The 24932-nt window shown below is 63.4% G+C and carries 31 protein-coding genes, 1 tRNA gene and 1 other RNA gene; 14 read left to right on the top strand and 19 right to left on the bottom strand.

The features are described from left to right. Positions 1–199: 199 nt before the first annotated feature. Positions 200–1834, top strand: coding sequence for an MFS transporter (locus tag FA04_RS18740; protein ID WP_029742360.1), 1635 nt, complete (start codon positions 200–202; stop codon positions 1832–1834). A gap of 109 nt (positions 1835–1943) precedes the next feature. Here FA04_RS18740 and FA04_RS18735 read toward each other — a convergent pair whose 3' ends face one another. The 5 genes from FA04_RS18735 to ffs form a co-directional block, all read right to left on the bottom strand. Next, entirely contained in the window at positions 1944–3182 is a 1239-nt protein-coding gene (locus FA04_RS18735) for a lytic murein transglycosylase (RefSeq protein WP_029742359.1), read from the bottom strand. Positions 3183–3224: 42 nt separating this feature from the next. Beyond that, positions 3225–3830 carry a recombination mediator RecR gene (recR, locus tag FA04_RS18730; RefSeq protein ID WP_029742358.1) on the bottom strand — a complete coding sequence of 202 codons (606 nt, stop codon included), beginning with the start codon at positions 3828–3830 and terminating at the stop codon, positions 3225–3227. 162 nt (positions 3831–3992) lie between these two features. Beyond that, the gene (locus tag FA04_RS18725; protein ID WP_029742357.1) at positions 3993–4316 is read right to left on the bottom strand and encodes a YbaB/EbfC family nucleoid-associated protein; all 324 of its coding nucleotides are present in this window, start codon (positions 4314–4316) and stop codon (positions 3993–3995) included. Between the two features lie 39 nt (positions 4317–4355). Then, entirely contained in the window at positions 4356–6224 is a 1869-nt protein-coding gene (locus tag FA04_RS18720; protein WP_051659686.1) for a DNA polymerase III subunit gamma/tau, read from the bottom strand. Between the two features lie 45 nt (positions 6225–6269). Beyond that, an RNA gene (gene ffs / locus FA04_RS18715) (signal recognition particle sRNA small type) lies at positions 6270–6367 on the bottom strand. Between the two features lie 64 nt (positions 6368–6431). Here ffs and FA04_RS18710 point away from each other — a divergent pair. The 4 genes from FA04_RS18710 (at position 6432) to FA04_RS18695 (ending at position 9049) form a co-directional block, all read left to right on the top strand. Next, positions 6432–6884: an HIT domain-containing protein gene (locus FA04_RS18710; RefSeq protein WP_029742355.1), complete on the top strand. Its 453-nt coding sequence runs from the start codon at positions 6432–6434 to the stop codon at positions 6882–6884. A 2-nt stretch (positions 6885–6886) separates the two neighbouring features. After that, a complete protein-coding gene (nudC, locus tag FA04_RS18705) occupies positions 6887–7867 on the top strand; it encodes an NAD(+) diphosphatase (RefSeq protein WP_034804765.1) in 981 nt (326 codons plus the stop codon). Between the two features lie 25 nt (positions 7868–7892). After that, a complete protein-coding gene (locus FA04_RS18700) occupies positions 7893–8600 on the top strand; it encodes a helix-turn-helix transcriptional regulator (RefSeq protein WP_029742353.1) in 708 nt (235 codons plus the stop codon). An 80-nt stretch (positions 8601–8680) separates the two neighbouring features. After that, a complete protein-coding gene (locus FA04_RS18695) occupies positions 8681–9049 on the top strand; it encodes a VOC family protein (protein WP_034804768.1) in 369 nt (122 codons plus the stop codon). Between the two features lie 64 nt (positions 9050–9113). On the opposite strand, the gene FA04_RS18690 is transcribed toward FA04_RS18695, so the two are convergent. From FA04_RS18690 to FA04_RS18680, 3 genes are all read right to left on the bottom strand, one after another. Further along, positions 9114–9251, bottom strand: a complete 138-nt coding sequence (locus FA04_RS18690; protein ID WP_064817013.1) for a DUF1127 domain-containing protein — start codon at positions 9249–9251, stop codon at positions 9114–9116. Positions 9252–9674: 423 nt separating this feature from the next. After that, positions 9675–10529 (bottom strand): prephenate dehydratase, encoded by an 855-nt coding sequence (locus FA04_RS18685; protein WP_034804771.1) that lies wholly within the window; start codon positions 10527–10529, stop codon positions 9675–9677. 26 nt (positions 10530–10555) lie between these two features. After that, a complete protein-coding gene (locus FA04_RS18680; protein ID WP_034804784.1) occupies positions 10556–11311 on the bottom strand; it encodes a 3-deoxy-manno-octulosonate cytidylyltransferase in 756 nt (251 codons plus the stop codon). Between the two features lie 156 nt (positions 11312–11467). Between FA04_RS18680 and FA04_RS18675 the strand changes: the two genes are divergently transcribed. Continuing rightward, positions 11468–12151: a c-type cytochrome gene (locus FA04_RS18675; RefSeq protein ID WP_034804787.1), complete on the top strand. Its 684-nt coding sequence runs from the start codon at positions 11468–11470 to the stop codon at positions 12149–12151. A gap of 146 nt (positions 12152–12297) precedes the next feature. On the opposite strand, the gene FA04_RS18670 is transcribed toward FA04_RS18675, so the two are convergent. After that, complete coding sequence (locus FA04_RS18670; protein ID WP_034805271.1) at positions 12298–13242, bottom strand: AEC family transporter; 945 nt, start codon at positions 13240–13242, stop codon at positions 12298–12300. Between the two features lie 241 nt (positions 13243–13483). Between FA04_RS18670 and FA04_RS18665 the strand changes: the two genes are divergently transcribed. From FA04_RS18665 to FA04_RS18650, 4 genes are all read left to right on the top strand, one after another. Next, a complete protein-coding gene (locus FA04_RS18665) occupies positions 13484–13765 on the top strand; it encodes a BON domain-containing protein (protein ID WP_029742346.1) in 282 nt (93 codons plus the stop codon). Between the two features lie 242 nt (positions 13766–14007). After that, entirely contained in the window at positions 14008–15204 is a 1197-nt protein-coding gene (gene cml, locus FA04_RS18660; RefSeq protein WP_034804790.1) for a CmlA/FloR family chloramphenicol efflux MFS transporter, read from the top strand. A 104-nt stretch (positions 15205–15308) separates the two neighbouring features. Then, entirely contained in the window at positions 15309–16115 is an 807-nt protein-coding gene (locus FA04_RS18655; protein ID WP_034804793.1) for a MerR family transcriptional regulator, read from the top strand. A gap of 38 nt (positions 16116–16153) precedes the next feature. Then, on the top strand, positions 16154–17083 hold the full coding sequence (locus tag FA04_RS18650) for a hypothetical protein (protein WP_034804796.1): 930 nt from the start codon (positions 16154–16156) through the stop codon (positions 17081–17083). A 116-nt stretch (positions 17084–17199) separates the two neighbouring features. Here the strand turns inward: FA04_RS18650 and FA04_RS18645 are convergent, their stop codons facing one another. From FA04_RS18645 to FA04_RS18635, 3 genes are read right to left on the bottom strand one after another with little or no spacing between them, the layout of a single operon-like run. After that, positions 17200–17823 carry a dihydrofolate reductase family protein gene (locus FA04_RS18645; RefSeq protein WP_034804799.1) on the bottom strand — a complete coding sequence of 208 codons (624 nt, stop codon included), beginning with the start codon at positions 17821–17823 and terminating at the stop codon, positions 17200–17202. A gap of 12 nt (positions 17824–17835) precedes the next feature. Further along, on the bottom strand, positions 17836–18312 hold the full coding sequence (locus tag FA04_RS18640; RefSeq protein ID WP_034805274.1) for an SRPBCC family protein: 477 nt from the start codon (positions 18310–18312) through the stop codon (positions 17836–17838). 2 nt (positions 18313–18314) lie between these two features. Beyond that, positions 18315–18647: an ArsR/SmtB family transcription factor gene (locus tag FA04_RS18635; protein WP_034804801.1), complete on the bottom strand. Its 333-nt coding sequence runs from the start codon at positions 18645–18647 to the stop codon at positions 18315–18317. Positions 18648–18806: 159 nt separating this feature from the next. Between FA04_RS18635 and FA04_RS35225 the strand changes: the two genes are divergently transcribed. Next, entirely contained in the window at positions 18807–18989 is a 183-nt protein-coding gene (locus FA04_RS35225; RefSeq protein ID WP_143106247.1) for a hypothetical protein, read from the top strand. A 3-nt stretch (positions 18990–18992) separates the two neighbouring features. Beyond that, positions 18993–19391 (top strand): DoxX family protein, encoded by a 399-nt coding sequence (locus FA04_RS18625; RefSeq protein WP_034804807.1) that lies wholly within the window; start codon positions 18993–18995, stop codon positions 19389–19391. Positions 19392–19493: 102 nt separating this feature from the next. Here FA04_RS18625 and FA04_RS18620 read toward each other — a convergent pair whose 3' ends face one another. The 7 genes from FA04_RS18620 to FA04_RS18590 form a co-directional block, all read right to left on the bottom strand. Next, on the bottom strand, positions 19494–20132 hold the full coding sequence (locus FA04_RS18620) for a class I SAM-dependent methyltransferase (RefSeq protein ID WP_034804810.1): 639 nt from the start codon (positions 20130–20132) through the stop codon (positions 19494–19496). 182 nt (positions 20133–20314) lie between these two features. Further along, the gene (locus FA04_RS18615) at positions 20315–21187 is read right to left on the bottom strand and encodes a sigma-70 family RNA polymerase sigma factor (protein ID WP_034804813.1); all 873 of its coding nucleotides are present in this window, start codon (positions 21185–21187) and stop codon (positions 20315–20317) included. Positions 21188–21289: 102 nt separating this feature from the next. Further along, a complete protein-coding gene (locus FA04_RS18610) occupies positions 21290–21595 on the bottom strand; it encodes a putative quinol monooxygenase (protein ID WP_051659687.1) in 306 nt (101 codons plus the stop codon). A 190-nt stretch (positions 21596–21785) separates the two neighbouring features. Continuing rightward, a complete protein-coding gene (locus tag FA04_RS18605; protein WP_034804815.1) occupies positions 21786–22418 on the bottom strand; it encodes an ATP-dependent Clp protease proteolytic subunit in 633 nt (210 codons plus the stop codon). 44 nt (positions 22419–22462) lie between these two features. Further along, positions 22463–22819: an SRPBCC family protein gene (locus tag FA04_RS18600; protein WP_034804820.1), complete on the bottom strand. Its 357-nt coding sequence runs from the start codon at positions 22817–22819 to the stop codon at positions 22463–22465. After that, on the bottom strand, positions 22816–23130 hold the full coding sequence (locus FA04_RS18595; RefSeq protein WP_034804822.1) for an ArsR/SmtB family transcription factor: 315 nt from the start codon (positions 23128–23130) through the stop codon (positions 22816–22818). Before FA04_RS18595 ends, FA04_RS18600 begins: the two co-directional genes overlap by 4 nt. 181 nt (positions 23131–23311) lie before the next feature. After that, positions 23312–23401 (bottom strand) — tRNA-Ser (locus FA04_RS18590). Between the two features lie 382 nt (positions 23402–23783). Here FA04_RS18590 and FA04_RS18585 point away from each other — a divergent pair. Beyond that, positions 23784–24101, top strand: a complete 318-nt coding sequence (locus FA04_RS18585) for a membrane protein (RefSeq protein ID WP_034804825.1) — start codon at positions 23784–23786, stop codon at positions 24099–24101. A 39-nt stretch (positions 24102–24140) separates the two neighbouring features. Beyond that, complete coding sequence (gene msrA / locus FA04_RS18580) at positions 24141–24794, top strand: peptide-methionine (S)-S-oxide reductase MsrA (RefSeq protein ID WP_034804828.1); 654 nt, start codon at positions 24141–24143, stop codon at positions 24792–24794. Positions 24795–24932 lie beyond the last annotated feature (138 nt).

Here is a 24932-nt window from a genome sequence, read left to right as displayed (position 1 = left end):
AGAATTTGAGGCTCATATACGCCCCATCGCCGCAAATTGCAAGGCATTGGGCCGTCCGACGCAAATGGCCGGACGAACCGCCGGCGAGCATCTTCGCCAACAAGGTCAGTTTCAGCGGGTGGCACTTCGCGTTGTCGGGCCTATAACAGGAGACGAACCGCTTCGAGACGACAATCAAGAAACGAAGAGAGAAGACGAGGTGCCAACCCGTATTTCGCCGCTTGCCCCCTTCAAGCACGACATCTTCCGCACGATATGGATCGCGAGCCTCGCCTCCAATTTCGGCGGCCTTATTCAATCGGTCGGGGCCGCCTGGCTGATGACCTCCATTTCCTCATCGGCGAACATGGTGGCGCTGGTGCAGGCTTCGACCTCGCTGCCGATCATGCTTTTCTCGCTTGTCTCTGGCGCGCTTGCCGACAATTTCGACCGGCGGCGGATCATGCTGGTGGCGCAGTGTTTCATGCTCTTCGTCTCGGCGCTCTTGACGATCTGTGCCTATGTCGGGCTGATCACGCCCTGGCTGCTCCTGCTCTTCACCTTCCTCATCGGCTGCGGCACGGCGCTCAACAACCCGTCCTGGCAGGCGTCGGTCGGCGACATGGTTCCGCGCGAAGACCTGCCGGCAGCGGTCGCGCTCAACAGCATGGGCTTCAACATCACCCGAAGCGTCGGCCCGGCGATCGGCGGCGCCATCGTCGCGGCACTCGGTGCGGCGGCTGCCTTCTTCGCCAATACGCTCAGCTATTTCGCCATCCTCTTTGCGCTGGTGCGCTGGCGTCGCGAGGTGCCGACGAGCACGTTGCCGCGCGAGACGCTGGGGCGCGCCATTTCGGCTGGCCTGCGCTACGTCGCGATGTCGCCGAACATCGGCAAGGTTCTCTTGCGCGGCTTCCTTTTCGGCCTTTCGGCAAGCGCCATCCTCGCTCTTCTGCCGCTCGTCGCCCGCGACCTCGTTCAGGGTGGGCCGCTCACCTACGGTCTGATGCTCGGCGCCTTCGGCCTTGGCGCGATCGGCGGGGCGCTGCTCTCCGCCCGCCTGCGCGAGAAGCTTTCGAGCGAGGCGATCGTGCGCATCGCCTTCACCGGCTTTGCCGCCAGCGCCGCGATCACGGCCTGGAGCACCTATGCCTGGCTGAGCTGTCTCGTGCTGCTCATCTCCGGCGCCTGTTGGGTGCTGGCGCTATCGCTGTTCAACACCACGGTGCAGCTGTCGACGCCGCGCTGGGTGGTTGGCCGCGCCCTTTCGCTCTACCAGACCATGACCTTCGGCGGCATTGCCGGCGGCAGCTGGCTCTGGGGTACGGCCGCCGAGCAATATGGCGCGGCCAACGCGTTGATGGGCTCCTGTCTGCTGATGTTCGCCGGCGTCGTGGTCGGCTTCCGCCTGCCCTTGCCGGAATTCACCTCGCTCAACCTCGATCCGCTGAACCGCTTCAACGAGCCGCCGCTCGAACTGGACCTGAAACCGCGCAGCGGCCCGATCGTCATCATGATCGACTACGAAATCGCCGACGACGACATCCCGGAGTTCCTGACAACCATGGCGGAACGGCGGCGCATCCGCATCCGTGACGGCGCCGGACACTGGGCGCTGATGCGCGACCTTGAAAACCCGACCACCTGGACGGAGACCTACCACGTGCCGACCTGGGTCGAATATGTGCGTCACAACCAGCGGCGCACCCAGGCGGACGCGGCCGTCGGCGACAGGCTGACGGCGCTGCATAGCGGCAAAGCACCACCGCGCGTGCACCGGATGATCGAGCGCCAGACGATCGTGCCGACCCATTACGAGCGCTACAAGCGCCAGGTGAATGTGGACATGCACTAGCTTGTGCCGGCCCTCGCGCCGGTCTCGAACATGCAACGAAAAAGGCCCCGATGACGGGGCCTTTTCTTTTCGGCAGTCGGCACACCAGTGCCTCCGGCTGCAATTGGCTCTATCGCAGCTTCGCCTTCAGCGAAGCATCGGGGAAGCAGGTGGCGGCAAGGCCGCTCTTTGCCTGCCAGTCGCCGAGCGAACGGCGTGTCTTGTAGCCGGGGAGACCATCGACCTTGCCGACGTCGTAGCCCTTGGCAACCAGCGCCTTCTGCATCTTCAGAACGTCCGAGCGCAGCATGTTGCCGACGTCGCCCCACGTGCCGCGGAACGCGCCGCCGCCCGTCGCAATGCGGTCGGCGAGGTTGCCGATGAAGAGCGCGTAGAGGTCGGAGTTGTTGTATTCCTTGAGCACGTAGAAATTCGGCGTGACGATAAACTCCGGCCCATGGCGACCAGCGGGCACCAGCATCATCGAAGATGCGGACAATTCGTGCGACGGAAAGGCCTTGCCGGAAATCCTGACGATCCCCTTGTTTGCCCAACTCGACAGGGGCTGGGCGAGGTCCGGCCCTTCCTGCGCACAGGAGACGGCTTCGGGAATCGATACTTCGAAGCCCCAGTCACGCTCGCGCTGCCAGCCCTTCTTGACCAGATAATTGGCGATCGACGCCAGGCTGTCTGGCACCGAATTCCAGATGTCGCGGCGGCCGTCGCCATCGAAATCGACGGCATATTGCAGGAAGCTCGACGGCATGAACTGCGGCTGACCCATCGCGCCGGCCCAAGAGCCGCGCATCGCCGCCTCGTCGACATCGCCGCTGTCGAGAATGTGCAGTGCCGCGATCAGCTCGCGGCGAAACAGGTCTGGCCGCGTCGACATAAACGCCTTGGTCGCGAGCACGTCGACCACCGGATAGGGGATCTTGGCGCGGCCGAAGCCGGATTCGCGGCCCCAGATGGCAACGATCACCGAGCCCGGCACGCCATAGGTGCGCTCGATCTTCTTCAGGGTCGACGCATGGGTGGAAGCCAGGCTGCGGCCGGTGGCGGCGAGCCCCTGCAGACGCTTTTCCGAGAAGTAGTTTCCGGGCGAGGAAAACTCCGCCTGGCTCTGCTTCTGTTCCTTCGGCTTCGGGAAGCCGGGCGGCGCCAGATCCGGCAGGTCCCAGTTGAGCTTCACGTCGGAAAAGGCCGCCTTGAAGGATCCGGCGGAAATGCCGGCCTTCTTCGCCTCCGGCCAGAGATCATTCTGCAGCCAGGTACGAAACTGCGCCTCGACGTCGGCTTTGGTCGCGGCTTGCGCGAGCCCCAGCCAGCCACAGAGCAGCAAGGTCGTCAGTGAAAGAAGTCTCAGCATAAGGCTTCCCCATCGGTTGGATTGCAGCGTCCGAAATGACGCTCAGATCGACGTGCGGGCGCGAAGGGCAGCCGCCAAGGTGCCTTCGTCGAGGTAGTCGAGCTCGCCGCCGACCGGCACGCCATGGGCAAGCCGGGTGATCTTCACCTCCATGCCTTCGAGCTGGTCGGTGATGTAGTGCGCCGTCGTCTGGCCCTCGACGGTGGCATTGACGGCGATGATCAGCTCGCGGACGCCGCCATTGGCGACGCGCTGGACGAGACCCTTGATGTTGAGATCGTCGGGGCCGACGCCGTCGAGCGGCGAGAGCGTGCCGCCGAGCACATGATAGGCGGCGTTCATCGCGCCGGCGCGTTCCAGTGCCCAGAGATCGGAAACGTCCTCGACAACGATGAGCACGGAGTGGTCGCGACGCTCGTCCGAACAAACGGTGCAGGGATCGATCGTATCGACATTGCCGCAGCAGGAACAGATGCGGACCTTGCGGTGCGCTTCGCCCATCGCGTCGGCGAGCGGACCCAGCAACTGGTCCTTCTTCTTGACGAGATGCAGGGCGGCGCGGCGCGCCGAACGCGGTCCGAGCCCCGGCACTTTCGCCAGGAGTTGGATGAGTTTTTCGATTTCGGGGCCGGTGACTCGTTTTGCCATGCGGCGCTTTTAGCCCATATCGCGCCGAAACGGAATCGCCTTCGAAACGCCCGCACGCGAAGCGGCGGGTATCGACGCGGTACCCGGCGGCTACCACCGCCGGCGCGCAAATGCTGCGGGCGGCAGACCGCCCTGCTTCCCGAACCTACTGCCCGGAGACGATCAGAAGGGCAGCTTCATGCCGGGCGGGATCGGCAGGCCGGCGGTCAGTTCGCGGGTCTTTTCCGCCTGCACGGCTTCGGCCTTGTCCTTGGCGTCCTTGTGGGCGGCGACGATCAGGTCTTCGAGGATCTCGACGTCGTCTTCCTTGAACAGCGAGGGATCGATCTTCAGGCTCTTGAGGGTGCCCTTGCCGTCGAGGCGAACGGTGACGAGGCCACCGCCAGAGGTGCCGTCGACTTCGAGCGCGGCGATTTCCGCCTGCATCTTTTCCATCTTGGCCTGCATTTCCTTGACCTTGCCCATCATCCCCATGATGTCGCGCATCGTCGTCTCCTGTCTTTCTGTTTCTGCTCGCAGACGGGACTATTCGATGTCGTCGCCAGGGACGATATCGCCGTCGGCGGATTCGGCTGTAGCCGGAGCCTGGCTCTCGGCCTCTTCTTCAACGGCGCGAATGCGCACGTCGGTGATCTTGGCGCCCGGGAACCGGGCGAGAATGGCGGCGACATCGGGGTCCTGGCGCGCGTCGTTGACGCGCTGCTCCTGCGCCCGCTGTTCCGCCTCGATCAGCGTCGGCTCACCGGCCTCGCGGCTGTAGCTGACGATCCAGTGGATGCCGGTCCATTCCTTTAGCTTGACGGCCACTTCGCCAAGCAGCGTCTTCGGCGCGTCGTCCGAGACGTTGACGTCGAGACGTCCGGGCTCGATCCGCACGAGCCGCAGAAAGCCGCGCACCAGCGTCTTCAGCTTGATGTCGCGGTTCTTGGCGCAGAGATCGGCGATGTCGGCGATCGAATTGACCGGCACCGACGGCTGCGGCTTGGCCGCAGGCGCCGCCACCGGGCGTTCTTCGATGCGGCCAACGGCAACCGCCTGGGGCGGCACGTCCGGGACGGCGCGCAGCATGGTCGCGCCATTGCTCGTCGGGCGCTGCACCGGCATCGGCTGCGATGCCTGCGCCGACACGGACACGGAAGCCTGGGCCTGTGCGCCGCCGCCGTTGCCACCTGAAGGGCCAGGGCGAGCGCCGCCGCCTTCATTGCCGGAAAGTTCCAGCAAGCGCCGCGCGGCCTCTTCAGGCGCCGGCAGATGTGCCGCATGCGCCAGGCGGATCAGCACCATTTCGGCGGCACCCGCCGGGCGCGACGAGCTTTCGGCTTCCGGAATGCCCTTCAGGAGCATCTGCCAGATGCGCGAGAGCGCCGTAACCGCCACGCTCTCGGCAAAGACGGCGCCGCGGGTGCGCTCGATCTCGCTCAAGGACTGGTCGTTGACCGCCTCCGGCACGTATTTCATCCGGGTGACGAGATGGGTGAAATCGGCAAGGTCGGTCAATACGACCGTCGGATTGGCGCCGGCCTCGTATTGTGCGGTGAATTCCTTGAGGGCCGCGGCGACATCGCCTTTGACGACGTGCTCGAAGAGGTCGACGATGCGGGCGCGGTCTGCAAGGCCGAGCATCGAACGCACGGTTTCGACTTCCACAGCGCCGCCGCCGTGGGCGATCGCCTGGTCGAGCAGCGACAGACCGTCGCGCGCCGAGCCTTCGGCAGCGCGGGCCACCATCGCAAGCGCTTCCGGATCGAAGGATACGCCTTCCTTGCCGAGGATCGTCGAAAACAGGCCGACGAGATCGGACGCGCTGATGCGGCGCAGGTCGAAGCGCTGGCAGCGCGACAGAACCGTGATCGGCACTTTGCGGATTTCGGTGGTCGCGAAGATGAATTTCACATGCTCTGGCGGCTCTTCGAGCGTCTTCAGCAGGCCGTTGAAGGCCTGGGTCGAGAGCATGTGCACTTCGTCGATGATGTAGACTTTGTAGCGGGCCGAAACCGGGCGGTAGCGCACCTGTTCGATGATCTCGCGGATATCGTCGATGCCGGTGTGTGACGCCGCGTCCATTTCGATGACGTCGACGTGACGCCCATCCATGATCGCCTGGCAATGTTCGCCGGGAACGCGCAGGTCGATGGTCGGCCGATCGATATCCGGTGTCTTATAGTTCAGCGCGCGGGCGAGAATGCGGGCGGTGGTGGTCTTGCCGACCCCGCGCACCCCGGTAAGCATGTAGGCTTGGGCGATGCGGCCGGTTTCGAACGCGTTGGTGAGCGTGCGCACCATCGGTTCCTGGCCGACCATCAGGTCGGAGAAATCCTTGGGGCGATACTTGCGCGCCAGAACACGGTAGGCGGCTGGTTTCTCAACGGATGAAATGGACGTATCGTCGCTCATCGACCCTGCCGCTGTTCGAACTCTTGTCCCGACAGGACGGAGAAGGTGGGAGGCTGGCACGATGACCCGTGCCGGAGCTCGTTGGGGCTGCTTCCTTCCGGACCTGACCCGGTTGGCGAGTGGCTCGTCCACCACCAACCTCCCGGCTTCCATATCGGCAATATCGAAAGCAAATGCAAGCCAAGCCGTCAAAAAACTGATATCGATATGCAAAACAAGGCGAATCCGCCATTCTCAATAGCCGAGGAGACCCAGTTGACGACCTTCACCCTCGACGAGCGGCTCGAGCGCGACGGCATTCCGATCGCCTCGATCGGGCTTTGCCAGATGCGGCTGATGAACGACCGCCGCTGGCCGTGGCTCGTGCTCATTCCTCAGCGTGAAGGCATTTCTGAGATCTTCGACCTCACCCCGCTCGACCAGACGATGCTGACCTTCGAGACGACCATGGCAGCGACGGCGCTGAAGAAGGTCACGGGCGCCGAGAAAATCAATATCGGCGCATTGGGCAACATCGTCCGGCAGCTTCACGTGCATATCATCGCCCGCAGCGACGGCGACCCGAACTGGCCGGGGCCGGTCTGGGGCTTCGGCAAGGCGGAGCCGTGGGACGAAAAAGAACATCAGGCCTTCGCAGCCCGCATTCTGGAAAACCTCTGAACATGACGAAATCGATCTTTGACCTTCGCAGCCCGCATCCAGAGCCAAGCACCCTCGTCGCCTTCTCGGAGAATCATCTGGATCGCCAGTCGGAGCACCGGGCCGACGATTGCGTGCAGGTGGCACTGAAGCACCCGGGTGCGCATTTCCTGGCCTTCTCCGGACCGAAGCTGATCGTCAAGCATGACGAGAAGATCATCGACCCACTGTTTGCGCCTTATGAGCTCGAAGGTCTCGAACCCGTTCTCGACGAGACGATCCTGCTCGGCTACCTCGCCAACGGCGAGCCCCGGCTGGCCGTGCCGACGGGCCTGACGGACGAGACGATCACCGAGCCCTTCAAGATCGCCGACGGCCGCACCCTCTATCGCCAGCAGATGCTGCCGGAGGAACTGCTCGGCCAGTTCGCGCAAGGCTCGAGCTTGATTACCTGGAATGCCAACAACCGCTTCTGCGGTCGCTGCGCAGGCCCGATGGAAGGCAAGGCTGGCGGCTATCGCCGGGTCTGCACCGCCTGCGGCCATATGGTCTTCCCGCGCACCGACCCTGTCGTCATCATGATGACGATCGACCTTGAGCGCGATCTTTGCCTGCTCGGCCGCAGCCCGCATTTCGCGCCGGGCATGTATTCTTGCCTTGCCGGCTTCGTCGAGCCGGGCGAGACGATCGAAAACGCCGTGCGGCGGGAAACGCTCGAGGAGTCCGGCATCCATATCGGCCGGGTACGCTACCATGCCTCGCAGCCCTGGCCGATGCCGCACACGCTGATGATCGGCTGCTATGCGGAGGCGAAATCAACCGTCATCAAGCGCGACGAGCACGAGCTGGAAGACGTGCGCTGGTTCACGCGCGATGAAACGATCGCGATGCTCGAAAGGTCGACCGGGGTCGCCGACACCGGCGACGCGCATATTCCGCCGCCGAAGGGCGCGATCGCGCACCAGCTGATGCGTGACTGGCTCGCCTGGGGCGAGCGGACATAAGGCGACGGATACAGGGAGATCGACCGTGTCCCGCTCCGAACGGCTGCTCGACCTTCTGCAGGTGCTCCGGCGCTACCGCCAGCCGGTGAGCGGCCAGCGACTGGCGGAAGAAACCGGCGTCAGCCTCAGAACGCTCTACCGCGATATCGCCAGCCTCCAGGCGCAGGGCGCTGATATCGAGGGCGAACCGGGGCTCGGTTATGTGCTCAAGCCCGGCTTCATGCTGCCACCGATGATGTTTTCCGCCGAGGAGATCGAAGCCTTGGTGCTCGGCTCGCGCTGGGTCTCCAAGCGCACCGACGACGATCTCGCCGGCGCTGCCGCCAATGCGCTCGCCAAGATTGCCGCGGTGCTGCCGGCCGAACTTCGCGAGGAGCTCGACAGTTCGACCCTGCTCGTCGGCCCGAGCCCGCCGGCCACCAACGGCATCGACATCGCCGCGCTTAGGCGCGCAATCCGCAACGAGCGCAAGGTGGAACTCGACTACGTCGACAATGACGGCAGCGCGACGCAGCGCACCGTCTGGCCCTTTGCCCTCGGCTTCTTTGAGAACGTGCGCATGGTCATGGCCTGGTGCGAGCTGCGCCTGGACTTCCGGCACTTTCGCGCCGACCGCATGCAGAAGATGACGGTGACTGAGGCGCGCTATCCCCGCCGCCGGCAGGTGCTGATGAAGGATTGGCGCTCGAGCCAGAACATGGCGGCGTCGAAGCGAGAGACGGTCGGCTCCTGACGGGTGTTGGTGCGCCGATGCTGACAGAAACTGGCAGCGGCCAGCCCTAGCCTGCACCTTCCGCAACAAGGAGGAACAGCATGGCCAAGGCAAATCTCATCGTTCTCTACGTCAAGGACCCGCTCGCAAGCGTGACCTTCTATCGCGCGCTTCTCGCGCAGGAACCAAGCGTCACCTACCAGACCTTCTCGTCCTTCGAGCTGCCGGGTGGCTTCACGCTCGGGCTCTGGGCCGAACATACGGTCGCGCCGGAGCCGGCGGCATCGGGCAGCCGGTCGGAACTGGCCTTCATGGTGGAAGACGAGAGCGCGGTGCGCGCACGTTACGAGGATTGGAAGGGGAAAGGCCTGCCGATTGCGCAGGAATTGACCGAAATGGATTTCGGACCGACTTTCGTCGCGCTCGATCCGGATGGTCACCGGCTGCGCGTCTGCCTCTACGATTCTTAAGCGAGAGGGTATGCTGCGCGCATCCCACCAGCCTGAAGCGGCGGGATGCGCGAATGGTACGGAATTAGCGGCCGTAAACGGCGGCCTGGATCTGCGAACGGGACAGACCGATGTCGCTCAGTGCGTGATCGTCGAGAGCATTCAGCTCGCGGATCGCACGGCGGGTCTTCGCATATTCCATGATCTTCTGACGGATCTTCATCTTTAACACTCCTTACTTGACGAGCGTCAAATAGGCATTTGCCTAAAATTTGTGTAGCGCCACGATTGCAAACTAGGCATGCGTCAGACGCGTAGCCGGTTAACGAATTTTTGCCACTTTCACCCCGGTAGGGCGCGGCGAAACCAATGATTCTCTCGGAAAATCACCGCGAACGGTACGCTCAGGACTTAAACGTGATGCTCTGAAAACCTTAGCCAAATGGCAGGATCAGATATGTGCGGCGCGAGAAGACCACAACCGCAGGCTTCATTTTGGTCAGAAATCAGGCGCATTCGCGGCCTTCAGGCGGAGCTGAGGGGCCAAGCAGCGTGCTAACGATAGCGACCGCCTCACCACTTTGGGAGGCGGTCGAGGCCCGCCTACGCAGGCCTTTCTCAACAGCTTGGCGCCGGAGCCGCCTGTTCAGAGAACGCCGCGCATCGGGTGCGCGTTATAGGTTCCGAGGATGCGGACCTTTTCGGAGAAGAAGCGAAGCTCGTCCATGGCATGGCGCACGCCGACATCATCCGGGTGGCCTTCGATATCCGCATAGAACTGCGTCGCCACGAACCGGCCGCCAAGCTGGTAGCTCTCGAGCTTGGTCATGTTGATGCCGTTGGTGGCGAAACCGCCCATGGCCTTGTAGAGCGCTGCCGGGATGTTGCGGACATTGAAGACGAAGGTGGTGATGATCAGCTCTTCGTCGCTGGTGCGGGCGATGCGCTGCTCTTCCCGGGACAGCACGACGAAGCGGGTGACGTTGCTCTCGGTATCCTCGACGTTCTCGGCGATGATTTCGAGGCCATAGAGATCGGCGGCAAGCCGCGGCGCGAGCGCGGCCATCGAGCGGTCGCCCTTTTCGGAGACGAGCTTTGCCGCGCCCGCCGTATCGCCGGCGACGACCGGCTTCCAGCCGTTGGAGCGCACGATCTTGCGGCACTGGCCGAGCGCATGGATGTGGCTGTGCACGGTGCGGATCTCGTCACGCGTGACACCCGGAAGCACCATCAGCTGAAAACGGATCGGCATGAAATATTCGCCGACGATGTGCAGCCGCGATTCCGGCAGGAGGTGATGGATGTCGGCGACCCGGCCGGCGATCGTGTTCTCGATCGGGATCATCGCCAGATCGGCGTTGCCGTTCTCGACCGCGACGAAGGCATCCTCGAAGGTCTGGCAGGGCAGCGGCTCCATCGACGGGAACATGTCGCGGCAGGCCATGTCGGAATTGGCGCCATAGTCGCCCTGGAAGGAAATCCTGTTGGTCTTGGCGGTCACGGTAGCGTCCTTCTCAGGTTCTGATATCAGCGGGTACGGGCAGACAGGATGCGGCGGGCCTTTTCCAGCTCCACCGGCGTGTCCACACCAAGCGGGACCGAATCGACGATCTCGACATCAATGCGCATGCCGGCTTCGAGCGCACGCAGCTGCTCCAGCGATTCGCGGCGTTCGAGCACGGAGGGCTGAAGCGAGACGAAGCGTTCCAGCGCCTGCCGTCGATAGGCATAGAGCCCGATGTGATGATAGAGCGGGCCTTCGCCATGAGGCGCGGTCGCGCGGGTAAAATAGAGCGCACGCAGGCGCGTGTCGGAAAGCGGCGAACCGACGACCTTGACGATGTTCGGGTTGGTCTTCTCGCTCTCCTCGGCGATCGCCACCGTCAGCGTGGCGATATCGGTGGCGGCATTTTCGAGCGGGTTCAGCGCCGCGCGGATCGATGCCGGTTCGACCGTCGGAAGGTCACCCTGGACGTTGATGACGATCTCGGCTTCGCCGTTCGGATCGGCCTTCTGCAGCGCTTCGTAGATCCGGTCGGAGCCGGACTGGTGGTCGATGCGGGTCATTATCGCTTCGAAGCCGGCCTCGCGCACGACGTCGAAGACCTGCTGGTCGTCAACGGCAACGACGACGCGGCCGACGTCCGCTTCCTGCGCTCGGGTCGCGACCTGGACGATCATCGGCAGGCCGCAAATATCGGCGAGCGGCTTTCCGGGTAGGCGTGTCGAGGCCATGCGCGCCGGAATGAGCACGATGACTTTACCTGAATTTTCGCGATTCATGATCTGGCCTTCAAAAACCCCGCCGAAAGTGTCAATAAGTCTCAGTTAGGGGCCGATAATCACTGTTGCAACGCAGAGCCAAAAGACATAGGTTCCGCGCGATTTCAAGATAGGCCGGGTTTTTGTTTGCGCCGGTGGCAAAGGGAGCGTTTGCAGATGAATTCATATGTGAACATGGGCGTGGGCGCCTTTCTGGGAACGGTCTTCGTTCTGATGTCCGTGTCCATTGCATCGGAAGGCATTTTCCATTCCGAAGCTCCCGAGAAGGAAGGCTTTACGATCGTTGCGGAAGAAGGCACGTCTGAAGCCGGTGCCGGTGGTGCCGCGGAAGTCGAAGTCGACATCAAGCCGCTGCTGCTCAAGGCCGACGCTTCTGCCGGTGAAACCGTGTTCAAGAAATGCGCAAGCTGTCACACCGCCGACAAGGGCGGCGCAAACAAAGTCGGTCCGAACCTCTGGGGCCTCGTCAACCGTCCGATCGCTTCGCATGAGGGCTTCAGCTACTCGGCCGGCATGAAGACGTTTGCCGAAGGCGGCAAGGTCGTCTGGGACTACGACCACCTCAGCTACTTCATCGAAGCACCGAAGAAGCACGTTCCGGGCACCGCCATGGGCTTTGCCGGCGTCAAGAAGCCCGACGAGCGCGCCAACCTGATCGCCTGGCTGCGCGAGCAGGCCGACGCTCCGGCAGCACTGCCGGACGCATCTGCCGGTTCTGCCGAAGCCGCACCGGCTGCCGGTGAAGCAGCACCGGCTGCTGGCGCCGAAGGTGCAAAGCCGGCCGAAGCGCCGGCAACCGAAGCCAAGCCTGCCGAAGGCCAGCCGGCACCGGCTCAATAAGTTCAGCGGTCGGAAACGATCCCATGCAAAAGGCCCGGCTCGCGCCGGGCCTTTTCGTATTCGGGGATAGGCGGAGATGTTGCGCACGGAACGTTCAGGCGGATCCAAGCCTCCGCGGCGAAACAGTTTGCCGGAGAGAGCGGTAATCACATCAGCAGATAGGCCCAGACCGAAACGCTGATGACGCCGAGCGCAGTCGTCAGCGTGATCGTCGAGGACGCCAGCCCATGGCCGACATTGAAATGGTTGGCGATCAGCCAGGCATTGACACCCGTCGGCACCGCCGACGTCAGCACCAGCGCCGTCGTCCAGTTGTCGTTGAGGCCGAGCAGGTGGCAGCTCGCATAGACGACCGCCGGCATGACGGCGAGCTTCAAGACGCTCGTCACCGAAGCGAGCCCGAGATTGCCGGCAAGGCCGTATTTATCCAGCGCCATGCCGATCGAGATCAGCGCCGCGGGTGCTGCCATCGACGCCAGTTGATCGACGACGGTCTTGACCGGACCGCCAAGCGGCTGGCCGATAAGGTGGAAGGCGGCGCCGCAGGCAAGGCCGATCACCAGCGGGTTGCGCACCAGATTGCGGGCGACACCGGCCAAGAGCTGCAGCGGGCTTTGCCCCGGCTTGCCGCCGGCGCGCCGCTCCGCACGCTCCATCAAGAGCGTGCCCGCTATCATCATGACGGGCAGATGCACCGAAAGCAGGATCGAGATCGCAACGATGCCCTCCTCGCCGACGATTCGCGACACCAGCGGCAGGCCGATGAAGACCGTGTTGGCGAAGGCGGAGGAGACGCCAGCGAGAACCCCCATGCGCGCATCCCGCCCGAAGACGAGCGTCGCCGCCACGTGTCCCAACGTCCAGGTCACCGCGACGCCCGAGAAATAGGCGACCCAGAGCGGCCAGGGCGAACCGTCCTTGAAATCCGCTTCCGCAATCGTGCGAAACAGCAGGATGGGCACGGCGACGCGAAAGACGAAATCGCCCAAGGCTTCGCCGACGGCCGGTTTCAGGTAACCCAGGCGCACCAGCAACCAGCCGGCAAGGATCAGGATGAAGATGGGCAGGACGTTCTGGAAGATGTCGGACATGCGCGGGCCCTGGATCACGATGACCTTGGAGCGTATCGATCCAAGATCTTCGGGGTCTGTTCTCATGAGGTAGAGCGGGAGACGGGCGGAAGACCGCAGATGCTTTCCTCTTTCCGCTCCTGGAATGGTCCTGCCAGCAATAACGTTGTTCGCACCCGCGCCGCAAGCGCGCGAGCAGCGGGCACAGGGAGGGGAACATTCCCCGGCCGCAGGCGTTCCGAAACAGCATGAGGAACGAGCCATGCCGACAGAGAAGTCCATTTACGCGCACAAAGACGACGATCCGCATCTCATCGACGATGCGCTCGCCGACAAGGTGCTGCGCTACATCCAGTATGCGGCGATGATCGATACGCGCGAGATCTCGGTGATGGCGCTCGGCGGGATCGTGGTGCTTTCCGGTCATGTGGCGCAGGCATCCGACATCGCCTGCGCCGGCGATGCCGCAGCATCGGTGATCGGCGTCACCAGCGTCGAGAACCGGCTGGCGGTGATGCCGGGCGCGGCCGAGGCTGATAGCTGAGCCAGGAGTTGCCGTCCGGAAATCCCGATGATAGGACATGCCGGCATGAGATTTCGGCTGGCTTGGCGTTATCGCTGGAGAGCCGCCATAGGAGCCGCAGATGAGGACCGACCCGTCAGCAACCAGGTAAGCCGCAACAACGGTTGAATAAGTTGTTGCGGCGTCTGTCGGCTCACATTCAGAAGATTTGATGAAGTGGCAGATCGCCGCCGAATGGTTTTCATTTGCGCGGATGTTTCATCATGCCCGATCGTAATTCCCTCACCTGGTCCTATTCGCTGCCGGCAGCACTTTTGCTGATGGCGCCCTTCGATATCCTGGCGTCGCTCGCCATGGACATTTACCTGCCCGTCGTGCCCGACATGCCGGCGATCCTCGGCACGTCGCCCGCAGTCGTCCAGCTCACGCTCAGCCTCTACATGCTGCTTTTGGGGCTGGGTCAGCTGCTGTTCGGCCCGCTGTCCGACCGCGTCGGCCGCCGTCCCGTTCTTCTCGGTGGCGCGACGCTATTTGCGCTGGCCTCGCTGGGACTGGCCGCAACCACCTCGGCACCGGTCTTCGTCGCCTTGCGGCTTGTCCAGGCGGCCGGCGCCTCGGCCGCACTGGTCGCGACCTTCGCGACCGTGCGCGACGTTTATGGCGCACGTCCGGAGGGTGTGACCATCTATGGCCTCTTCAGCGCCATGCTTTCCTTCGTGCCGGCGCTCGGGCCGATCGCCGGCGCGCTGATATCAGGCGCTTTCGGATGGCGGGCGATCTTCCTGACGCTTGCCATGCTTGGCCTTGCAGCACTCGGCCAGGCCTTGCCGCGGTGGTCGGAAACCCGGCCTGACGCCGCGGCACCGATGAGGCCGAGGTTCAGGCCCATGCTCGCAAGTGGCGCCTTCTGGACCTATACGCTTGGCTTCAGCACGGCGATGGGCGCGTTTTTCGTGTTCTTCTCCACGGCGCCACGCCTGCTCATCGATCGCGCCGGCTATTCGCAGCTCGGCTTCAGCCTGGCATTCGCCACCGCCGCCGTCGTGATGATCATCGCCACGCGCTTCGCCAGGGGCTTCGTCACCCGCTACGGGACCTCCGGTTGCCTCGCCCGCGGCATGGCCTTGATCATCCTCGGCGGGCTGCTGCTTGGCGCGGGCGAAGCCTCGGCGGTGCCGTCGTTCCAGAGCTTCGTGCTGCCAATGTGGGTGATCGCCTTCGGCATCGTCATGAGCGCCTCGGTCACCGCCAACGGAGCGCTCAAGGCCTTCGATGCCATCGCCGGGACGGCGGTCGCGCTCTACTTCTCGATCCAGAGCCTGATCGTCAGCCTCATTGGCACCGGCGCCGTTCTCCTGCTTGGCGGTGATACGGCCTGGCCGCTCGTCGGCTATTGCCTCGGCATGGCGACGATCACGCTGCTGGCGCTTGCGTTTCTCAACCGGAGCGAAAATCGATAGCCTTGCCCCTCCCGGAGCGGTCGCCTGTTCCGGGAGGTCTTCAACAGGAAAGACGGCAACGTGCCCCTTGACCTCGCCCCTGGGGCTGGCCCCAGACTACCTTCATGACCGATTCCTACTTCCTTGCAGGGCGCTTCGGCGCCGCCACACGATTGTCGCCGAAAGCACTCAGGCTTTATGCCGAGCAGGGCCTGCTGGTGCCTGCCCATGTCGATCCCGCGACCGGTTACCGCTATTACGCCGCCACGCAGGCAAGCCGCGCCAGGCTGATTGCCCGGCTGCGGCAGCTGGGTCTGCCGATCGCCCGGATCGCGCGGCTGATCGATCTTCAGCCCGACGTTCGCCTCGCGGAGCTGCGCGCCTGGCTGGAGGTGCAGAGCAAACGGCTCGAGGATCAGCGCGAGCTGGTGGAGGCAATCATCCGGCAATCGAGCGGCGGCGACGATCCGCTGGTTAGGGCCGTTGCCGTGCGCGACGTCGCGCCTTCGAAAATCGTCTATCGCCAGCATCATGTGACGGTGGACGCGCTCGACGCCTTCACCCAAAGCGCCGAAACGGAGATCCGCGGCTATCTTGCGCAATCGGGCAAGAGCGACGACGGGCCGATGACGCTGCATTTCCACGAGCCGGTCAATCACGACGGCAAGGGTCTCGTCGAGGTCGCGATCGGCTATGACGGCAGTCTCGAACCCACTGGTGATCTGCGCATCCGCCTTCAGCCGGCAGGACGCGAAGCGTTCCTGGCCGTGGCCGAACCGTTCGAAACCTTTCCGGCCGTGCTCCGCGTCTATGACGCGATCGAAGCCTGGTTCGAGCAAAGCGACGATCTCAGCTGCTTCGGCAGCCCCTACGAAATCTACCCCGGCAGAGGCGGTACGCGCTTCGATGTCGCCTACCCCATCGTGCGCTAACCAATCCCCGCACGCCCCAATCACTCAAGGACCAACCGATGCAGCACTTTTCCTATGTGGGCTCCGGCCCCTATTGCTACGCCAACTCATTTGCAATGATGTTCGGCGAAGCCGCGCCCTCGACCTCGACCATTGAGCTTGCCACCGGCAGCCCCTTCGGCATGCAGATCGTCGGCGGTACCCTGCCGTTCTTCGACCCCTACGGCTGGGATCCGGAGGCCGGGTTCGACGGTGCGCTGAAGGCGCTCGGCTGGACGTCGCAGGTCAGCAGCGGCGGCGAGCCCGAGGACGCGCTTTCCCGCCTGCGCGCGGCGCTGAAGGATGGTCCCGTCTGGGTCGGCCCGGTGGAGATGGGGCATCTGAGGCACCAGCCCGGCATGACGGGACCGATCGAGGCCGATCACTATGTCGTGGTCCTCGCGATCGACGAGACGCGCGTGCTGATGCACGACCCGCAAGGATATCCCTACGCCTCCCTGCCGCTCCACGATTTCATGACGGCCTGGGGCGCCGAGACGCTGAGCTACGGCGACCCCTACACCATGCGATGGGGATTCTCTCGTGTCGCCGACGTGAGCGAGGTCGAGGCAATCCGCGCCTCGGTGCCGGCCGCGATCCACTGGCTCTCGATGACCACGGACCGGCTGGTGCCGACGGGCAGCCTTGGCAATGCCGACGCAGCCGAAGCGCTCGCCGCTCTGATCGAAGACCATTGCGACAAGAACCTGCGGGCTCACCTCGTGCACTTCGCCGTTCGTGTCGGTGCCCGCCGCGCCGGCGACGCGGCGTCCTGCCTGGCGCGGGCAGGCCTTGCCAAATCCGCCGCCATCGCCGGCGAACAGGCGCGGCTGATCGGCGCGCTGCAGTATCCGCTGGTCCTGCGCAGGGATGCCGAGGCGGCCGCAAGCCTACGCCTGCTGGCGCCGACCTACGACCGGCTGTTCACCACCCTGCAAGCCGGGGAGTGATCCCAAAAGCCGCGCAATTCCGGACGGAAAACCGCTTCGCACTTTTCCTGGAATTGCTCGCTTGGCTGGCGCAATTCCGGACGGAAAACCGCTTCGCACTTTTCCTGGAATTGCTCTTAGGCGATGAGCTCCGAGAAGCTTTTCGGTCGCGCTGACTTTGCGTCGCGTACCGTCGCGTAGTGGAGTCCAACGACGCCGTTGTCGTAGTGCTCGCTGCCAATCAGCTGCAGCTCGTTCTTGTCGCGAAGCCGGGCGAACCATGGTTCGCCGGGCGATACGACCGGGTAGACGAAGAAGTGGTAGCGGTCGACGAGGCCGAGGCCGATCACCGTCTGCGCCAGGCTCGCGCCGCCGGACAAATGGATATCCCGGCCGGGCCCAGCCTTCAGGTCGGTCAGGTAGCGCGAGAGCGCCGCATCATCAGGAACCACCGCCCGCTCGGCATTGTGCCAGCGGCTGATCGCCTGCTCTTCGGTGCGGGAGAACACGATCTTGCGATAGTCGTGCATACGCCCTGCCATCACCCGATTGGTCTCGCCGCCCGCCTTGTCGTTCAGCGCGCCCGGCCAATAGCCGACCATCTCCTCATAGGTGGTGCGGCCGACCAGAACCGTGTCGTAGCCTGCGTAAAGGCGGTCGATCGCCCGGTATTGCTCGTCGACCACGGTCCCCATCCAGGCAAGCGGATCGTCGAGGCGGCCATTCAGTGTCGTCATCATCTGCAGCACGATATTGCGCATGGGATCGTCTCCTCAGTGAGTTTGCTCGACGAACCGGGCCAATTGCCCGGCAACCGTTCCCCAGCCGTCGTGAAAACCCATCTCCTCGTGCATCTTCCGGTCCGCGCCGCTCCGATGCATTACATGGGCAGCGTATTCGGTGCCGGCTGGATGATCGCTGAGGGTGATGATCGCCGTCATGAAGGCGTTTTCCGCCGGCCGCCAACCGGCAACGAGCGTGTCGGTGAAGACGATGCGCGAGAGTTCGTCGACCGCGAGAAAACAGGCGTTGATATGCGGCACGAATGCGCCGCCGCCTTCGCTGATCCGCGTCACGAAACTGCCGCCGGGCCTGAGATCCATGTCGATCACCTTGCATCTTGCCGGCTCAGGAACCCACCATTGCTCAAGCCGAGTGGGATCGCTCCAGGCGCGCCAGACCGTCGCGCGCGGCGCCTTGATGATGCGCGCCATCGTCAGGTCGAGTTCAGGATCGGGAGAGCGGATCATGGTCATTCCTCCTCGTGTTCAGTGACGAATTTTTCCAGCCGGTCGGCGCGGCCTTCCCAGAGCGCGCGCTGCGCCGAAAGCCAGCTCTCTACCGCGGTGAACTGCGCCTTCTCGATGGCGCAGGTGCGCACCCTGCCCTCCTTGTGCGTGCGGATGAGCCCGCTGCCTTCAAGGTAGTGGATGTGCTTCAAGAAGGACGGCAGGGCCATGTCGAAGGGTCTGGCGAGATCGCTGATGCTCGCCGGACCGCCGCCGAGCCGCGCAAGCACCGCACGGCGGGTGGGATCGGCGAGCGCCTGAAAGATCACGTCCAATCGGTCTGAATACTGTTCCATAAGGCTAAGTATCACGCGTCAATACTTAGCGCAAGAGCTAACTATTCATCGAACGACCGCCGCCAGCGCCACCCAATTTGTCGCATGGCCGTTTTCTTGACCTCAAGCCTGGTTGAGCTTCTACAAACCCCGTCGGTTCAATCGGAAATGGGGGCCGACGTGGCATTGGAAAACCAGATAAGGACTGACAATCCCGGGACTGGAACGGCATCTGCGGGCATCGCCGAGCCCGGCGGCGCCGCAGCATCGAGCGCCGCCTGCTGGCTCGCTGGCCTGTTCGCCATCGCGCCGACACCGGCAATCGTCCGCAGGGTCGCCTTTCTCACCGCAAGGCAGGGATGATCCATGTCAGGCCCTATCGCAAGCATTCTCGATTCGCGCGCCTTCGGCATTCTCGCCCGCGTGCTGCTGACGCTCGTCTTCTGGTCAAGCGGCCTTGCCAAGCTCTTCGACTTCAACGCCAACGTCGCGATCATGGAAGGCTTCGGCCTGACGCCGGGATGGCTGTTCAATTCGATGACGTTGATCCTGCAGATCGGCGCCTCTCTGCTGATCATCCTCAACCGTTGGGTCTGGCTTGCCGCCGGGGCGCTCGCCGTCTTCACGGTGCTGACGATCCCGATCGCCCATCCTTTCTGGCTGAAGGAAGGCGAAGAGGCCTTCCGCGACATGACCGTGGCGCTGGAGCACGTCTCCGTGATCGGCGGCCTGGCGCTGGTATCGATCGTGTCGCGCAGGCGTTGAACGTCAACAATCGGCGGCTCGGCAGGACCACTCAGCCCTCGCGGCAGCGCGTGTCTGGAACGCATCGAGACCAGGGCAGCACGGCTGCTCTGGTCTAACACCTCAGCGCTTCCGGGCGACGATGTAGGGGCGGTTGTCGTTGCTCGCCGATGCGTGATTTTCCGCCGACAGAAGCTCGAAGCCGGCGGCGACGATGTGCCGGCTGAGCTCTGCTGCGCTGAAAGTTCCCGCATAGGGCGCCAGTCCGACGGCCCGCATCGCCGGCAAGAGCAGGAGCCGGACGAGCGGGTTCATGTCGCCGACGCAGGGCGTCTTGGAGATGAACACGCCCCTGGAGGCAAGCAGGGTATGGATGTTGTCGAGCGTGGCGGGCAGATCGCGCACGAGATGCAGGTAGTTGAAGCCCAGCACCGCATCGAACTGCCCACATTCGGCCGCAAGCGTTTCGGCCGTCGCGCTGCGAAAGGCGAGGTTCGGAACCAGATCGACGGCGTACCTCTCCCGGGCAATGGCGATCATCTCGGTCGAAAAATCGGTTGCAAGGTAATCGCGCACATCGCCCGCCAGCCGAAACGCCGTCGTTCCCGTGCCGCAACCGAGTTCGAGCACGCGGTCATCGGGCAGAAGCAAGGCGCGGGTGCGGTCGAGCGTGTGTTCATAGGCGGCCGGGTCCGCGATCGTTCCCTTGGCGTATCGCCGCGACGTCCGGTCCCAGAAGTGCGCGTCGCTCGCCAAACTCATGCTGCCTCTCCCCAGAACGCAACCGGTCCCCCGCGATGCTCGGAGCCGGTGCCACACCGGCCAGGGAAACCTGCCGAAACCCAACGGCTGCCGATACCAGCGAAGGTCCAAGAATAGCGCGGAACCGTCAACATTTGACGGAGAACGGACCCTCAATCGGCAAAGAGCCGCTGTCTCGCAGTTCAAGCCAGACGAACCCAATCAACGGTTTCAAGCACATAGGGGGCGAAGAGAAAATCGCGGATCGCGGCGATCTCGTCTCCACGCCAATCGAGAACGACGAAATGCGCCGGTTTTTTCATGGGGCCGGCACTGTCGAAAACCAGCATGGCCGGCCGCCCTTCGATTGCGCCGAGCGCGAAACGCCACTTTGTCTCCTGCGCATAGCGGGTGAAATAGCGGCTGATGCCCTCGCGACCCTCCAGCTTCAGCCTGTTGACCAGCTCAAGTTTTACATCGTCGGCCAGCATGGCGCGGATGGCATCGAAGTCGCCGCCCTGAAAGAAGCGCACGAAACTTGCCAGTTTGTGCCGGTTCGCGTCGGACATCAGCGGCAGCCGCATATCCTCCGGGCGTTCGGTCAGGTGCCTGAGCGCCACCCTGGCGCGCTGCAGCGCCGATTTGGCCGCCGCCGGCGTACACTCGGCGATAGCGGCGATTTCCTCGATCGAATGACCAAGCACATCCTTCAGGATCACCGCACAGCGCTGAAGTTCCGGCAGTTGCAGGAAGGTTTGAAAGCCGATCGCGACGATGTCCGCCTCGGGCAGCGGGGCGTCTTCCATGTCATCGAGCAGCGGGACGATCTTGTGCCTGGACCGCCGGCGCAAAAAATCCAGACTGGTGTTGTGGGCGATGCGCAGCAGCCAGCCTTCGAGATTGTCCACCACCACGCCATCCGCCCGCGCCTGCACGGCCTTGATCAGCGTGTCCTGCAGCACATCCTCACCATCCACGGCCGAGCCGGTCATGCGCGCGCAATAGCGGTGCAACCGCGGCCGGAGTTCCCTCAAGCGATCCTCGAAGTCTTCCGTATTCATGACATCGAGTTCCATCGGGTATCTCCAGGGGCCGGTTCGGACGATAGCGTGGACTGAAGAAAATGTCCGCTGCCTGACCGATCGAAACCGGCTCCGGCAACGCACAGCCGTTCGACATCAGCTGTGATCGCTGAGGACCACCTCACCGATGACCGATTCGAGGCTCGCCAGTTCGAGGATCTGTGGGAAATAGGCCTTCATCCTGACATCGGCGCGCATCGCCTCGACGGCCGCGGGCGTCTCCCATTCCGAATAGATGATGACGCTGGCGCCATCCCTGGCAGCAATCAGCCGGCTCGTCCGCCAGCCGCCGAGCGTGCGGATGACGGTGTCGATGTTGCGCTTCAACAGCGCGATCAACTGCTCCTGCTTGCCGGGTTCGACCTTCAGAACGTTGACGAGAGTGACGGGTGCAGTGGTCATGGTGCTTCTCCTTCGTTGCGGATGCACCAAAGACGAAGCGGAGAGGCGAAACGGATCGCGCGGGCGACGATTTTTTAGCGCCAGGCGATTCGGACGTCGGGGATACTCCCTTGGCAGGGGGGCGCCTTCGAGGGGCTCGGCAGCGGACCATCCGTTATCGGCCGGTAGCCCGCCGAACAGTGACAGACCGTTAGAGGGCAAAGCCGCTGGAGGCCGCCGGCTCGCCGTCGTCGCGAACCTTCAGGATGGTGTCGATCAGGCCCCATTCCAATGCTTCTTCCGCGGTCATGAAACGGTCCCGGTCCATAGCGCGTTCGAACTCCTCGTAGGTCCGTCCGCAATGTTCCGCATAGAGGCGCGTCATGCGCTGCTTGGTGCGAAGGATCTCCTCGGCATGGATCTGCATGTCGGACGCCTGGCCCTGAAAACCGCCCGATGGCTGGTGCACGAGGATGCTGGCATTGGGCAAGGCGGCCCGTTGGCCCGGCGTGCCGGCCATCAGCAGAAACGAACCCATCGACCGTGCGGTCCCCATGCACAGTGTATGCACCGGTGCCCGGATGTAGCGCATGGTGTCGTACATGGCGAAACCGCTGGTCACCACGCCGCCCGGCGAATTGATATAGAGATGGATGGGCTTCTTCGGGTTTTCCGCTTCGAGAAGAAGCATCTGGGCGCAGACCAGCGCAGAGACCGTGTCGTTCACCTCACCGTTGAGAAAGATGATTCGCTCGCGCAGCAGGCGGGAATAGATGTCGAACGACCGCTCTCCACCGTTCGACTGCTCGACGACCATAGGGACGAGTTGCATCGCTTCGCGCATCGGCGAACTCCATTTATCCAGAGATTGAGGGGAAGCTCGCCGGTCTAGGCGGCGAGCATGAGAGTATCGTTGCTGTTCGCGGCCGTCCTGGTCACGCGACCGCCGCGAACATTCGGCAGTTCGTGGACGATCCGCAGCCGGGTGCCGCCCGAACCAATCGGGGCGATCCGGAATGTGACCGTACTTTCGAGAAACGGAGCTTCGGTTTCGCGCAGCCTGTAGCGGACCTCTTCTCCAGGCACGACGACGGCGCCATCGGGGTCGGCCAATGCCTCTTTCGGTAGCCAGTTTTCGCGAAACGCCGGGATGCTGATTGCGCGCCAGACCTTCTGCGGCGCCTCGTCGAGTTCGTATTCCAGCTCAAGGCTGTTATCGTCCGGGGCGCTGATTTCGTGGTTCATTGGTCCATATCCTTCAGCAAGATCTTCAGAGCTTCGATGCGTGCCGGCCAGTAGGCACGGTATTTCGCGAGCCACTGCGCAATTTGCGCCAGCCCGTCCGGGTCGACTTCGTAGTTTACGAACCGACCTTGCCGCTGCTCCTTCACCAACCCGGCACTCCGCAACACGGAAATGTGCTGGGACATGGCCGGCTGGCTTATGTCCATACCTTCCCGCAAAGCGCTGGCATTCATGCTTCCGTCAGCAAGCTTCTCGAAGATGGCGCGGCGCGTGGGGTCAGCCAGGGCTCGGAATATCTCGTTCTCGATCATGCCAAACACATAAGCACTGACTTATCTCAATAACAAGTGCGCTGTTCAGCAGGAGGAGAAAAGAAAGGACGCGACTTTGCGCACCGACGTTGTCACGGCGCCTCAGATCAATACCCGCCAGTAGATAGGACAAGGGTAGCGCTTAATGCGCATTGGTAATGGAAACAGAACAAGGGGGAAATGGCGGACAGAGAGGGATTCGAACCCTCGATACGCTTTCACGTATACACGCGTTCCAGGCGTGCGCCTTCAACCACTCGGCCACCTGTCCATCCGTCAGCAGCCGATGGTCAATCCGGCTGGATGGGAAGGGCGGGGCCCTTCGGCGTCAGCCGGCTGATAACCGGCGGACGCGCGTCTATATACCGATGATTTGCCCGGGATCAACTGCTTTCTGACAGATTATTGACATCTTGTGACGCGGGCGGGTTCCCGGTTCCCATTGTGCACTCCGGGCAAGGGGCTTATCTCTTGCGTCAGGGCGTGTCCGATGCGTCCGGCCCGTCTCGGCCACATCCTCCGGCATGCCAGATTGCCGCATATTTTCATTGTCGGGCCTTGTCCGAGGCACGGGCGATCGGAGAAGATGCGGCAGGGCGACGCGCCGAGCCGATGACTGGCGCCAGCCAGCGAATTGAAGGGAATGCAATCCAATGCGATTTCTATTGAGGCTGGCGAGCGCCGTCGTGTTGTTTGCCGCCGTGCTTGCCGGTGCCGTCGACGCGATCCAGTCGGTCGCAGCATCGGAACTGGTCATGACGTCGCTCGGCGACGACCTGGAGGCGCTTGGCGCCGACACGGCAAGCTGGGTCCAGTTTGCGCAACGTTCCGATACCGCACCGACGATCTGGCACGGGATGCTGCATTGGCTGCTGCAACAGCCGGCCTTTGCGGTGCTGGCGCTGATCGCCCTCGTGCTATGGATGGTCGGATACAAGAAGCGGCCGGCGGCCGGACGATTCGCCGCCTGACGCATTGCAGGCGGCCTTCGCATCGAAAGGAGTGTGCTGATGTTCCTGATCGACATGTTCAACAAGAAAACGATCATGCCGGACACGCAGACGGCGCTGCCGGGCCGTGACGCCGCGATCCCGACGGCCGAGACACATTTCGTTTCCGGCCGACCGTTGAAAGGTCCCTACCCCGACGACACCAAGAGCATCCTTCTGGGCATGGGCTGCTTCTGGGGCGCCGAACGATTGCTGTGGAACATCCCCGGCGTCTACGTGACGGCGGTCGGCTATGCCGGCGGGCTGACACCGAACCCGACCTACCAGGAAACGACGACAGGGCTTACCGGCCATGCCGAAGTGGTCCTGGTCGTCTATGATCCGGAAAAGGTGAAGCTCGCGAGCCTGCTCAGGACCTTCTTTGAGGAACACGACCCGACGCAGGGCATGCGCCAGGGCAACGATATCGGCACCACCTACCGCTCGGCGATCTATGCCTACGACGACGAGCAGTTGGCGCACGCCAAGGCCGCGCGCACCACTTTCCAGACGGCGCTGAAGCACGCCAATCACGGCGGCAGGGTGACGACCGAGATCGGCATGGCGGGACCGTTCTATTTCGCCGAGGACTACCACCAGCAATATCTGGCGAAGAACCCCAGCGGCTATTGCGGCCTGCGCGGCACCGGCGTCAGCTGCCCGATCGGCCACTAGACGCATACCCCGCGGATGGCATCCCGCGCGCGGTCGCGATACCCACAACCCTGAGGCCGCGCCGAACCGACCGGGACACCTTGTCGTGATCTCAAAAAATGCAACAGAACCCGTGCCTTACGCGTGCCGGTATCCGTG

It is taken from the genome of Ensifer adhaerens (assembly GCF_000697965.2).
In the GTDB taxonomy this organism is placed as follows: Bacteria; Pseudomonadota; Alphaproteobacteria; order Rhizobiales; family Rhizobiaceae; genus Ensifer; species Ensifer adhaerens.
Note: the sequence above shows the minus strand (reverse complement) of the source record. Positions and strands in the feature narration are given on the sequence as shown.